The organism is Psychrosphaera sp. B3R10, assembly GCF_018861025.1.
Classification (GTDB): domain Bacteria; phylum Pseudomonadota; class Gammaproteobacteria; order Enterobacterales; family Alteromonadaceae; genus Psychrosphaera; species Psychrosphaera algicola.
In genome coordinates this window covers 19,149-32,880 of record NZ_JAHKQH010000012.1, presented here as the reverse complement: position 1 = coordinate 32,880, position 13,732 = coordinate 19,149, and the positions used below count along the sequence as shown (strand labels likewise).

Annotated in this window: 7 protein-coding genes; 6 read left to right on the top strand and 1 reads right to left on the bottom strand. The window is 41.1% G+C overall.

The annotated features are described in order from the left end of the window. Positions 1-26 precede the first annotated feature (26 nt). Both KO525_RS04805 and KO525_RS04800 read left to right on the top strand, forming a co-directional pair. A complete protein-coding gene (locus tag KO525_RS04805) occupies positions 27-2,750 on the top strand; it encodes a GH116 family glycosyl hydrolase (RefSeq protein WP_215962659.1) in 2,724 nt (907 codons plus the stop codon). Between the two features lie 157 nt (positions 2,751-2,907). Then, the gene (locus KO525_RS04800; protein WP_252736634.1) at positions 2,908-4,413 is read left to right on the top strand and encodes a sulfatase; all 1,506 of its coding nucleotides are present in this window, start codon (positions 2,908-2,910) and stop codon (positions 4,411-4,413) included. A 116-nt stretch (positions 4,414-4,529) separates the two neighbouring features. Here the strand turns inward: KO525_RS04800 and KO525_RS04795 are convergent, their stop codons facing one another. Beyond that, a complete protein-coding gene (locus KO525_RS04795) occupies positions 4,530-6,590 on the bottom strand; it encodes a Sip1-related alpha-galactosidase (protein ID WP_252736635.1) in 2,061 nt (686 codons plus the stop codon). Between the two features lie 330 nt (positions 6,591-6,920). On the opposite strand from KO525_RS04795, the gene KO525_RS04790 reads away from it, so the two are divergent. From KO525_RS04790 to KO525_RS04775, 4 genes are all read left to right on the top strand, one after another. After that, positions 6,921-9,461 carry a glycoside hydrolase N-terminal domain-containing protein gene (locus KO525_RS04790; protein WP_215962658.1) on the top strand — a complete coding sequence of 847 codons (2,541 nt, stop codon included), beginning with the start codon at positions 6,921-6,923 and terminating at the stop codon, positions 9,459-9,461. 430 nt (positions 9,462-9,891) lie between these two features. Beyond that, positions 9,892-11,025 carry a hypothetical protein gene (locus tag KO525_RS04785; protein WP_215962657.1) on the top strand — a complete coding sequence of 378 codons (1,134 nt, stop codon included), beginning with the start codon at positions 9,892-9,894 and terminating at the stop codon, positions 11,023-11,025. After that, the gene (locus tag KO525_RS04780; RefSeq protein WP_215962656.1) at positions 11,022-11,546 is read left to right on the top strand and encodes a polysaccharide biosynthesis/export family protein; all 525 of its coding nucleotides are present in this window, start codon (positions 11,022-11,024) and stop codon (positions 11,544-11,546) included. The genes KO525_RS04785 and KO525_RS04780 overlap by 4 nt, the downstream gene beginning before the upstream one ends. After that, positions 11,546-13,681, top strand: a complete 2,136-nt coding sequence (locus KO525_RS04775; protein WP_215962655.1) for a polysaccharide biosynthesis tyrosine autokinase — start codon at positions 11,546-11,548, stop codon at positions 13,679-13,681. Before KO525_RS04780 ends, KO525_RS04775 begins: the two co-directional genes overlap by 1 nt. The last annotated feature ends 51 nt before the right edge of the window (positions 13,682-13,732 follow it).

The following is a 13,732-nucleotide window of genomic DNA, read 5'->3' as shown; positions in this document are numbered from 1 at the left end:
TTAAAAAACTGCGAAGTGAGGGGAACATGGATAATTCAATCGACAAAAAACAATCATGCTGTAATACATCGAATCACAGCGAACCCGAGTCTAAAAGCCGTCGACAGTTCGTAAAAGGAAGCGGGTTAACGGCATTAATGTTAATGGCTGGCAGTCGCAACGTTATGGCCGGCCCATTTAATATGAAAGACTACAATGAAATTATCCCAGCCGATAAAAAATTAAGTAAGCAGTGGATAGCCAGTTTGTATGAACGTGGTAAAGCCATGACAGCAACTGGGGATAATTTAAAATACATTGGAATGCCAATTAATGGTATCTGCACTGGGCAGGTCTATTTGGGGGGGGACGGAACTTTATGGCGTTGGAATATTACCGGTAAACGAAACGTTAAAAAAGAAAACCCGAGAGGTGAACGATACTTAGACCCAGATGTTGCTGAGTCACCACTCAACCAAGGGTTTGCGATTAAAGTCGATGGCGACGTAAGGACTTTGGATTCAAAAGGCTTCGCTAACATCGTATTCACAAATCAATACCCAATGGCAAATGTGGATTTTAAAGATTCAAATTGTACAGTAGACGTTGCATTACAGGCCTACACCCCATTTATTCCATTAAATCGTGACGATTCGAGTCAGCCAGTTATCGTTATGAAATATACCTTAACCAATCGTTCAACAGTGGTAAAAGACACCACTATTGCTGGTTGGATACCTGATGTTATTGAAGTCGAGAAAGAAGATAAACGTTCAGTGTCTAAAGCGTTTGTATATAGTGAGTTGGATTCAATAGCGACAGTAGAGAGTTATGCGTTAGTCGACTCGACTCGTAATGGCGAATTTGGTGCTATGGCAATTGGTCTATTAAATCAAAAGAGCCCGAGCTTGATTAACTTATCCGCTGACGCTGCGAGACCCGATTCCGTTTTCTGGCCCACCGGGAAAAAGACCAAAAATGGCGATGTTGTCAGCCATCAATTATCTGATAAACAATGTGGCGCACTTGGCCATAACGTAAGGCTTGAACCCGGTGAATCAAAGACAGTGTCATTTGTTTTATCTTGGCATATACCGATGACAAATTATGATATTGCGTTTGGTCGTAAAAAGAGCAACAAAGTATTTGCGCCCAATCATTATGCGACACTGTCAACATCGGCTTCTGATGCGGCAAATAAGTTAGCAAAAAGAGAACAACAACTTCACGCTAATACGCAAAAGTGGACGGACACATGGTACGACTCAACTTTGCCATATTGGTTTTTAGAGCGCACGTTTTTAACTGTTAATTGCGTTCAAACTGAAATGGGCCAGCGTGTTGCTCAAACAGGCACAGCGCCTGAACATTATAATTTTTATGAAGGTGTTCGATGCTGTCCTGGTAATTGCACCCATGTTTTTCATTATGCCCAAGGACTAGCTCGCATATTTCCGTCAATCGAAAGAGAGTGTCGAGACAAGATTGAGTATGGCTTAGGGTTTGACGAGCAGACTGGCGTTATGCATCACCGATATTCAAATACAAAATTTGGTGATGCCATCGATGGTAATTGCGGCACCATTATTCGCGTTTATCGTGAACATCAAATGACAACCGACTATCGTTTTTTAAAAAGTATATGGCCTCGGACTAAGTTGTCTATGGAACATGTTATTGAAAAATGGGATGCAAATGAAGATGGAATGTTGGAAGGGCCGCAACACAATACATTGGATGAACCTTGGTATGGACAGGTTCATTGGTTGATCAATCTTTACCATGCATCGCTAAAAGTTAGTGCCGTTATGGCGCGCAAGATGAACGAGCCAAAACTCGCTGAGCGTTACGAGTCCATTGTCGCAAAAGGCGTACCTGCTATGGTGGACTTATTGTGGCGAGAAGATTTTGGTTATTTTATTCATAAACCAGGACCCGGTGAAAAAGAAAAACATGGTTCTACTAATGGCTGTCACATCGACCAAGTACTAGGTGATTCGTGGTTACTCAATGTCGGCATTGATAACATTTTGCCAAAAAACAAAATTAAACAAAGCTTAGAGTCACTTTGGAAATACAATTTCACGCCGGACGTCGGCGCCTTCAGAGCTAAGATCACCGAAGGTCGTTGGTATGCAGGAGAGGGGGACGCAGGCTTGGTGATGAGTTCTTTTCCTTTCGGTAAAATTGAACCTAAAAGTGGTAAAAAAAGTTACGCCGGTTATTTAAACGAATGCATGACCGGATTTGAGTGGCAAGTAGCTGCCCACATGATTTGGGAAGGAATGGTTGAAAAAGGACTCGCTATTGGTAAAGCAATCAACGACAGGTATCAGCCTGAACTCCGTAATCCCTATAATGAAATAGAATGCAGCGATCATTATTCGCGGGCAATGGCAAGTTATGGGGCTTATACCGCGATGTGTGGGTACCAATATGACGGCCCAGACGGGTTCTTGGCATTCGCACCCAAATTGCAGCCTGAAGATTTTCGAGCGGCATTTACTGCTGCAGAAGGTTGGGGCAGTTTCATTCAACTTAAAAATGGTCGTCGTCAAATCGTATCTTTAGATCTACGTTACGGTCAGTTGGCATTGAATACGCTTAAATTGGCAAAACTCGATGGTGTTCAAGCAAATCAAGTCGAAGTAACTATTGATGGGCGCAGTGTTGACGCTAAGTTAAATAATAATGAGGGAAGTTTAGTGGTTACTTTTGAACAGAGGCTGACGCTAAAAGAACATCAAATGTTAACGGTGGAACTTAGCTAGCGGTTTTCTAGGTTGAGCCCACATATGATGGCAAGGTGCGTCCCATTCAATGATTGGATTTCGCCTAGCCTGTGTTATTAGCAGTGTTATTAGCAGTGTTATTAGCAGTGTTATGTCGAGGCTCTACATTAAGCGATTTTGTTCAAAGGATACAAAAATGCAATTTTACACAAAACTAAAATTTACTCGAGTCTGCTTGCTTACCTCGATGGTATTATCAGCCCTAATGTTAACGGGTTGTTTAACAACAGAGCAAGCAAAACAGGAAGCAACTATTGACGTTGAAAAAAACGTGAAACAACCGGGCAAACCCAACTTCATTGTCATCTTTACTGACGACCAGGGATATGAAGATGTAGGCGTGTTTGGTGGTGATCATGTTGCCACACCTAATTTAGACCAGATGGCCGCAGAAGGACTTGTCCTTACCGACTTTTATGTGGCGTCTCCGTTATGTTCGCCCTCCCGAGCGGCGTTAATGACAGGAAGTTACCCACGACGTATTAACATGGCAACGGGGTCAAACTTTCCTGTGTTACTGGCAGGGGACAGCAAAGGCTTGAACCCAAGTGAAATCACCATAGCTGAAACTTTAAAAGAAGCTGGTTATATCACCGGTATGTTTGGTAAATGGCATTTAGGGGATCAACCAGAAGTACTCCCCACTCGACAAGGTTTTGACGAGTTTTTTGGCTTGCCCTATAGCCATGACATTTCGCCAACACATAAAAAACAAGCACGATTTAAATTTCCAGACCTCCCTTTAATGTCCGGTGAAACGGTTATTGAACTTAACCCAGACCCCGCAAATCTGACGAGGAGAATTACTGATAAGGCGGTGGACTTTATCAAACGGCATAAAGATGAATCGTTTTTTTTGTATCTGCCACAACCTATGCCACATGCCCCATTACATGTGTCAAAAGAATACTTAGCGACTATTGATGACAACACCAAAAAGCGGTTAGGTATTTCCGACCAAGATATTAAGCGTGGACTGAAAAAAGCAATGTATCCCTTGGTGATTGGCGAGCTAGACTCTGCCGTTGGACGAGTTTTAGATACACTTAAAGAATTGGAATTAGACGCCAATACGATAGTCATTTACACCTCAGACAATGGACCCGCAGGTAAACTCAATTCTGATGGTAGCAAACGCTATTTGTCTGGCCGTAAAACATTAACGTTGGAAGGTGGTATGCGCGTACCAACCATCGCCTGGGCACCGGGAATGATAGCCGCAAATACAATATCTAAGGAAGTTACCACGAGTATGGATATACTACCGACGTTGGCAGCAATCGCGGGGGCAAAAGTACCGGCAGATAGAGTCATCGATGGTAAAAATATTTGGCCAATTTTAACCGGGAAAAAAGATGCCAAATCACCATATGATGCGTTTTTCTATTACCGAGAAAATACGTTAGAAGCGGTACGAAGTGGTGATTGGAAATTATCAATAAAAGGGGTACGGCCGGGGCTATACAATTTGGTTAAAGACCCAGCTGAAACACACGACCTAACAAAACAATTTCCAAACAAAGCCGAGCAATTATTGGCACATATAATCGACTTCGAAGCTGAACTCGGTATAGATAAAACCGGTGCCTGTGCTAATTGTCGACCGGCAGCTGAAATTGAAGACCCCAAATATATTAGGTAAACATCATAGATAAATGACCTTAGTAAATCGTTTAGCTAAATAACAAAAACCGACGCAGTGAACGTCGGTTTTTTGTTTTCTATTCCCTTTAAACCAAATAATCTAGGACGACACTATTAGCGGGTAACTGTCAGCTGTGTTCTACCTATTGCTACCGGTATATTGGCTAAATACAGGCCATTCCCTAAAGATTTAAATGAGTGTTCTGCCATTTTTGGCGCGCCATTTTGACTCCATATGAGTAGCGGCCCAGATTCCTCCAGCGTAAAGCTAATCTGGGAGTTTGTTACAGAAGTGAGCGTAACCGCCGCTGCAGGCAGGTATTTATCCTGACGACCGATAACGGCCCAACCGTTAACTTTAGGGTATAAAAACACCATTTTAGCGTCGAAATTGGCGACGTTTGTGGTAAATGACTGAGTCAAGTTATGAACAGATTGTGTTGCTGGGTCAAATAACAACAGACCATCTTTAGGCAAGTCCCATGGACCATTGTTTGGCTGCAGCAGTTCACCGGCAAATGGATAGTCTTTTGTGTTTATATTGCCCGTGAGCGCTTTACCGCTTTCGGTAAAGTTAAATAAGGCTATCGCGGCGACGCCATCTTGCATCGGCGCAATAACGCGAAAAACCTGTTCATCTCTAAATGGGTGAATAAAAAAACTTTCCGGCAACAGCGTTGCGGGAGCCGAAGTTCGCAACAACTTGCCATCTTCATAGGCAAATGGCAAAAGCACTTCAGGCTTTATCTTTGACGGCTCGTCAGAAATATAAACGGGACCGCCGGCAATGGCGCGAGCAACTGTCATTGGTTTCACGTCACGCGCATCATGGGTATGAAACATATCAAGGTCGCCCCACACGGTTTGGCCCATCCACAAATGATTCGCAAAACTTTGGTAGGTATTCGATTTATTTTTGTCCTTATCCGCTTGGTTATAATCCGGGCTTGAACGGGTTAGGGCGCTGTATTTGGTTTGCAGAGAATTGATATTTGGTTGGGCGATGCAGTTCAACAACGGTAAATTCATATCATGGGTGGCATTTTCTAAAGCCTCATTGTTATGACGCATTGCGCCAACTGGATCCGTTGTACCTTTGTATAAATCAAATGTTCGAGTATGAAAGTCGACTTTTATGAAGTCAAAACCGTTATCTTTGGTATCACTAACCATTTTGTCATAAAACGCTTTTGAGGCTTGTTTAGTGCCATTTGGTAGGAGGCTTCCTTTTTTTACGGTAGGACTAAGATAAGGTTTAAGATCTGACATAGTATGATCATTAGATACACCACCCATATACCCACCAAAATTACGCCAAATGCCAACCCACTTTATTTTCTCTTCGTTTTTAAGCTCCATGATGGGCTTCCAACCATTGGCAAACTTTTTCTTGTTAACACCAAAACTAAGTAGTTTGCTATTTTTAGCATCCAAGTAGCCATCGTCGACCATTACCCAACGAAACGGTGCCGTACTTTGATCTAGGGTATGAAACGCATCTGAAATAATGTCTTCAGAAATATTCTTTTTGTAATGCTCCCACGAACACCAACCTAAATAACCATAGGGTTGCTCAGGATAATTTTTAAATGCGCGGGGCGCGGCAGCAACGTAACCAGACTGAAATACCTGTTGCCAGGCATTTTGAGTTGCTGAATATGGCGAGTCGCCATAGGCCCAAATCAGAAGGGGGATTTTGCCCGATATCGTTGCCGTACCGAAATTACCGGTTTTTAATAATAGTTGTTCTTGTGCGACAAAAAACTGGCCGTAAACTTTTTCTGAAGCCATTGGCAATAAAGCCAAATATCTTCCGTCATACAGTTCAAGTAAAATATATTGACCCTGTTGAATATTGATGTGGTCTTTTCGGGATTTTGAAGGTTGGTAATCTTGCAGTTCACTTAAGGAAGTAAATGCAATTGCCTCGACCCGATTACCTCTAGCCACAACGCCTCGGCCAAAAGCGGTGAATGGCCGGTAGTAAACACCTTGTTTAAACTTAGGCAAGTCGATAACTCGAGTTAGCACCATTCCATCGTTATCAGGCTTAATCTTATGCAGTGGCGTTTCGACCAATTGACTCGCTTTGGTCGAAATAGAAATCGGTTTGCTAGCAAGAGTTGCACTGGTAAACGACAATAGAATTAAGCTCAACATCAATGTGACTTTCATGGAAATTTCCTTAACTTTTTATTTGATAACCATGCAGCTCAGTGTGAGCCAACTTAAATTCTTCAGAGTTTCATATAATTTAAAGTCACTCAGACGTTTATGGAGGGAACTGCAATAAGTGCTCTTTAAAAAATGAAGCTTTTTATTTAAATAGTTTTAGATACGCTTTTAAATTTTATTAATTATAAAAATACAGTATTTGTTTGTTATTTTATGTTTTTGGCTTACTATTTGTATTTACGGTATATAAAAGTGATTTTTATTTTTTGATGTAAATACACTTACATAAACAGATCCAAAACAATAACGATAATAAAAAGAGAAGCAATCATGGCGTTTGTCTATAAGTTCAAACTCTTTAAAACAGCAGGGATCGTCACTTCACTTATCCTTATCAATGCATGTGCGATATCTGATTTAGCCGGAGCAAGATCGGCCGGGGAGCAGGCGCAAGCCACTAGTTTGAGCACACTATATTTCACAAAACCGGCAACGGTTGATATTAATGCCAGCGATAAAAACGACACTAAAAACCGTGGCCGTTTGTTTATGAGCGAAGCCTTACCTCTTGGCAACGGTCGATTTGGTGCTATGTTTGCTGGTGGTATTGAAAGTGAATATCTTGTATTTAACGAAATTAGTCTTTGGGCAAATGCCGTCCGTGGCCTTAGCAACGTTGAACAATCGGGCACGCGACTAGGTGCACATCAACACTTAGAAACCGTCAGAAAAGCGGCTCGGGACAGTAAGTTTGGTAAAGATAGCGACTCGGTTGAGTCATTAGGAACTAAGTATCTCGCAACAAAAACACCGTTAGGTCATTACGCACCATTTGCCGATCTGAGGATAGAAACGGGACAGCAGCGACAATCTGTTTCTGCCTACCGCCGAGAATTAGACATTGCTAATGGCGTGGGGACTGTACGATATGAAATAGATGGCGTTAAATATACCCGAGAATATTTTTGCAGTTTTCCAGATGATCTTTGTATGATCAGAATGCAATCTGACGGCGGTGTTATGGATCTCAGGCTGACCGCAGCATCAGCCCACGACAAAAAAGTGATTTCTACAAACGGTAATGAACTCCGCCTACATGGGTATTCTCCAATGGCGCAGGGTGACGATATTGAATTTTTGCAAACCGCAAAAGTGGAAGTGAACTCGGGTGGCAAAGTCGCTTCATATGCCAACGAATTGCATGTCACGGACGCGTCAGAAGTGGTCATTTATGTGACGGGTTATACCGACTATTTACCAAACTACCCCAACTTTAAAGGTCGTGACTTTCTTTCTGATACTAAGCAAACGCTTAATAGAGCCATTGCCAAAGGCTACTCCAAGATTAAAACTGATCACGTAGCTGACGTTAATTCATTGATGCAGCGGGTCGAGTTTAAGCTAAACGCAGAGCTATCTGATTTACCAACAGACAAATTAATTACCCAAGGAAAGCCACTTGAGCTTTACCCTTTATACTTTAATTATGCCCGCTATCTACATATCAGTTCTTCACGCAATGCGTCAGTACCATCCAATTTACAGGGCCTGTGGAATACATTAGAAAAACCACCTTGGAATTCTGATTACCATACGGATATAAATATCCAAATGAACTATTGGTTAGCCGAAACAACCAATTTATCAGAAACATTTGAACCCTTCGTTAATTGGACCAAAGTGGTTGCGAGGTCTGGGCAACATACCGCAATGGAAACGTTTGGTGTTAACAAGGGGTGGTCTATTGGACTTAACAGTAATGTATATGGCTTTACTGCCCAAAACGTACATGGTCGTCGTATGCAACAGGGTGGGCATTGGGTGACTCAACATTTGTTCGAGCACTATGCCTTTAATAAAGACGTCGCGTATTTAGAAGACATTTATCCAGTGCAAAAAGGCGCATGTGAATTTTTTGCAGGTCATGTTGCGCCGTGGCAAGACGGCACAAAACTCGTTTACCCAACCTGGTCACCTGAAAACTATTTTTTATTGGATGAATTTGGCAAATATAACAAACAAGCGTGGGGGGCAAGTTATGATCAGCAGTTGCTTGTTAATCTGTTCACTGATTGCATCGAAGCCTCTACGGTATTAAACCGAGATGTTAAATTCCGAGAAGCATTACAAAAGCTTATCCCGGAGTTAACGCCACAAAAAATTAATGCCCATGGCATGATCCAAGAATGGCCAGCAGACTTAGACGATCCTAAAAATACGCACCGCCATTTGTCACACCTCATTGCATTGCATCCAGGTCGTGACTTTTCACCGCTGACAACCCCTAAACTCAGCGCGGCGAGTGAAAAAGTGATGATGGCTCGTATTAAGCGCGGAGAATGGGCTGCGGCATGGCGCTCGGCCTTGTGGGCTCGATTAAGAAACGGCGAAGAAGCGTTAAGTTATTTAGACGACTTAGTATTAACCCAAAAAGCTGACAATATGTTTAATGGTAAACCGTGGCAAATAGATGGAAATCTAGGAGCTGGGGCTGCAGTGGCTGAAATGTTGTTACAAAGCCATCTTCGTAGCATTAACCCCAACGCACAAAACATAGAAGAAGCAGCGTTTGTTGCCTATCAAGAAGATCCCAAAAAAACAGGGCAGTTTATCGCGGTAACGCCGCCTCGAACGTTAATCAACGCACCTTATATTCTCGATTTGCTTCCCGCCTTACCGAAAAAATGGCAACAAGGCAGTATTCGGGGGCTAAAGGCCCGTGGAGGTTTTACAGTTGATATCAGTTGGGACAAAGGCCTGTTAACAAATGCAACGATATATGCAAAACATGGGGGAACCTTTCGGATTTTTGCCAATGGTAAATTGACTAAAGAGATAACCTTAGAAAAAAATGGAACCTATATTTTGTAAGAACTCATAAAGCACAGCTCAAATTCAGTTCGTCGACTTATCTAATTCAATAGATTGGTTAAGTTGGCGGAACATTCATAAATTGATGTTTTACACGGCAAGTCACACCGCTGGGTTAGTGGCATGGAAAGGTATTGTAAAACCGCAGAGTCTTCGCAAAAATCCACAAACGTTATCTAAAAAAGCCCAAACAACGCCATTTAACGTAACTTGTCACTAACGGTAGCGATGTAAGTTTATCATCCAATCTCTTCATTTTTGAGGATATATTCCACACAATAATGCGTTTATTTTAGTCGAATTGAGCGGTTCTAAATAATACCCATACAAAAAATGTGAGAAAGTAGTGTCAAATTGCGCACTAATTGGGTAAATTACTGCGCAGGAAAATAATTATAAATAAACAGGGAGTGAATAGGCGTTTTAGAGAATGTTACGTACAGTATTAGTATTAATTACCTTATTTTTGTCCAATTTAAGCTTTTCCAATGGCTGGGAAGAACAAACTTTTCAAGCTGAAATTGGTGCCGAACACCAAACTCACAGCGCTGATGAAAGTGGCGCAAGTTCTTCCGTATTTATTCAATCTCATTTAACTAAATTGATCCAAGGTGTTGGTATTAAAGTTGGCGGAAATATAAGCCAATTGCAACCTGATTCAGAAACATTTGCTGCCCATACGAATTACAACTTATCCCTAGGTAGTCGTATATTTTTAAGTCCAAACGTAAATTGGGACTTATCTGCTGTGACTTCTGAACAGTTAACGGGTGAAGACCCCATGGCCGCGGTTTATCGAGATGTTCAGTCACCATTTAATTTAACGAATACCCAAGCCTATACAAGTCGATTTAACTTTGGCTCAGACCAAGCTAAACGCGCTCTTATGTTGACTTACGAACATATGAATGATGAGTTAGCGTTAACTGAGAAGTTTATCAATTATGGGCAAGATACAAGGCAAAACTTGAATACGCGTTTTCAAAATCGCATAACAGAAGATACATTTTTGGTCGCTGAGTATAAATTTAGTCAATTTGAAAAGTCATTTGCAAGCTCATCTGAGTCGACGCTTAATTTAAATCAGTTGTTAGTGGGCTTTAAAACCTCCTATTTGTCCAATAGCCGAATCGAGTTTTTAGTGGGGAATAGCAACTCAAAAGACTCTTCTAAAGATAAAAGCGACGACACGTTTTCTTGGAAAATGACCAACAATCTGAACCTTTCTGATTACTTGATTTGGAACGTCAGTATTAGCGAAGATACACAGGATTCTAACGACGAAAGCTTCATTTCGGCGAAAACAGTCGAAATAGCTACCGATTTAAGGTATTTATTAACCGATAACGTGAATATGACAGTTGAACTTAGTGCTAAAACTCGTCAATATGGCGATACAATAAAAAGTAAGCAAGAACTCGCCCAGTTTTCAATCGCATATCGGGTTCTTGAGCAGCTAAACTTACATACAGCAATCCATTGGTATAGTAATGACGATTCGCGCGATCGTTACGATCTAGATGGTTACCAGTGGAGTATAGGGGTGCTTTGGCGTTTGTTATGAGAATAATAACAACAATAAAAATAACAATAATAAAATGTGTGTTATTGGTTTCAAGTTTACTCGGAGCAGCTGAATATCAGCTGGGGCCAGGTGACGAAGTTGAAATATATGTTTTTCAAGAGTCAGAGCTCACTACAAAGGCACAGATCAGCCAAGCCGGCAATATCTCCTTACCACTCGTAGGTCAAGTTCCACTTGAGGGCCTAACCGCAAAACAAGCTAAATCCAAAATTGAAGACATGTATCGCGATGGTTATTTGGTTAATCCAAATATCACCATAATTGTTCGTCAATATCGTCCGTTTTTTATACACGGCGAAGTGAAAAACCCAGGCAGTTATAAATACCAAGCCGAACTTACAGTAGAGCAAGCAATAGCATTGTCGGGCGGTTTAAAAGACAGAGCGTCTAGCTCCAAGTGGATCATTCTAAGAGGCTATCCTCAACAATCCTTTGCCGCCGAAAAACAAACGGTCATCATGCCTGGCGACGTCATTAAAATAGAAAAGAGCTTCTTTTAATGTCGCAAATCGAAAACCAATTAATTAACCATGAGGAGGAAATAGATCTTGGCGAACTATTTACGATCTTGTGGCAACGTAAATGGTTTATCATTTTGTTTGTCATTATGTGTGCTGCCGGAACGTATAAGTATTTGACGCTTATCCCAGACCGTTTTACCTCGTCTATCCTCATTATGTTCAAAGAGTCAAACTCAAATAACGACGCAATGGCGAGCATTATGAGCGGAGGGCTATCTGCCGCAGACGATACTGAAACTGAATTAGAGTTACTTAAAAGTCGACGCTTTGCTGGCCAAATCGTCGACAATTTGCACCTGACTAAACACCCTGAATATATTCTGAACAACGACAAGTTTTCTAATACGTATAATGATACGTCGATCCGCAGAAGCCATGCGATTGATGTGCTCAGTAAAAATATGAAGATAGATAAAACATCTGGCACCAACTTAGTTAGAGTCAGTTATGTTTCTTTATCTGCAACTCATGCCGCCACCGTCGCTAATGATATTGCCAAAACGTTTATTAACTTTAAGCAAGAACTATTGGAAGGCAAAAATCAAGATAGATCAGCTTGGTTATCTACTAAATTACTCGGTGTGAAAATTAGTTTGGAAGATGCAGAAGCCAAGATAGTTGAGCATCAAAACGAAAATGACTTTGTTGATATCAATAGTGCCATCGCCATAGAAAAGTCAAAAATGGCGCAGATGACAAAAGAAAAGTTAACTTTGTCGAGCAATATCGATGAATTAAAATTGCTAAAAGAGCAGGTCACTCGATACGAAAAATCCCCAGAAGAATTGGCCAATTTACCTGGGTTTAGTACGTCGGCGACGATAATGGCTTCTAAGAATGAGTTTAACAATAGGCAACTCGAATTTGCGCAAGTTAAGTTGCGCTACGGCACAAAACATCCCGCATTTAAAAAAGCCAAACAATCGTTAGAAGATGCAAAAGTGAAAGTGGTTTTAGACTTTAAAGATCATGTAAATATGCTCGATAAAAAATTCAGCCTTTGGCAGTCAAAGTTGCTTTCGGTCGACAAACAATTGCATATATCTAATCAACGATTAAAACGTCTCGGCGCTATTGAGTTTGATTACCAAAAGCTTCGCAGAGAGTTCGACGCCAATTTACAACTTTATGAAAACCTAGTTAAAAAGCTAAAAGAATCAAACATGATGCAGGATTTGGCAAATGCGTCAAATGTACTTTTGGTCGAAAAAGCAGAAGTGGCGACTAAAGCGGATAATAAAAAGAAACCGTTAATTATGGCGCTGTGTATTTTATTAAGTGGCTTTATCGCCATGACGTTTGTCCTTATTCAGGCGTTTTTAGCCAACAAAATTATCCAGTTCAGAAAGGTAGTGCGTCAATTTGATACTAAACTTGTTGGCATTATTCCAAAAATTAAAGTAACCAAAAACAAAGACAAACCGCTTTATGCGTTGGATATGAACAAACACGAGCAGTTTTTTGAAGCGCTCAGAACCACCAGAACAAACATTTTACTCGACAACAAACTTGCAGCTCAAAAAGTGATTGCAGTTACGTCAATTACACCAAACGACGGAAAGTCGACCTTATCGATACAATTAGCGGCGAGTTTTTCGGAATTAGAGAAAGTTATACTTATCGACGGTGACCTGCGTTTTCCTTCTATTGGCAATACTCTATGCCAAGACGTAAACCGACCAGGGCTTACTAATTTAATTGCCAAAAAGAGTAAATTATCTGATTGTATCTTCCGCGAACAGGGCTACGGCTTTGATGTATTACCGGCAGGTTTTGTTGCTAAAAACCCATTGTTGTATTTATCACAACCGCGATTAAGCAAGGTTATCGAGTTCTTTAAGACTCGATACGAGCGCGTTGTTATCGAATGCCCACCAATTATGTCGGTGAGTGACGCTTATGTTATTTCTAAACATGTCGACAGTATCTATTTGGTTGTTGATGCTGAGAAAACTAATAAAGCTGATTTAACCAATGTATTAGAAGAGCTAAAACAAGCGAAAGTTGAAGTCGGTGGTGTCATCATGAACAAAGCGAGACGTTCACAAGGCTATTATGGTCACAATTATTATCGCTCAAGCCGCTCAGACTTTACTGGCATAAAGTTCGCGTAGTCATTTTTTGTCGGTTTTGGGATAGGTAAAAGAGCACTTAATACTTAATTT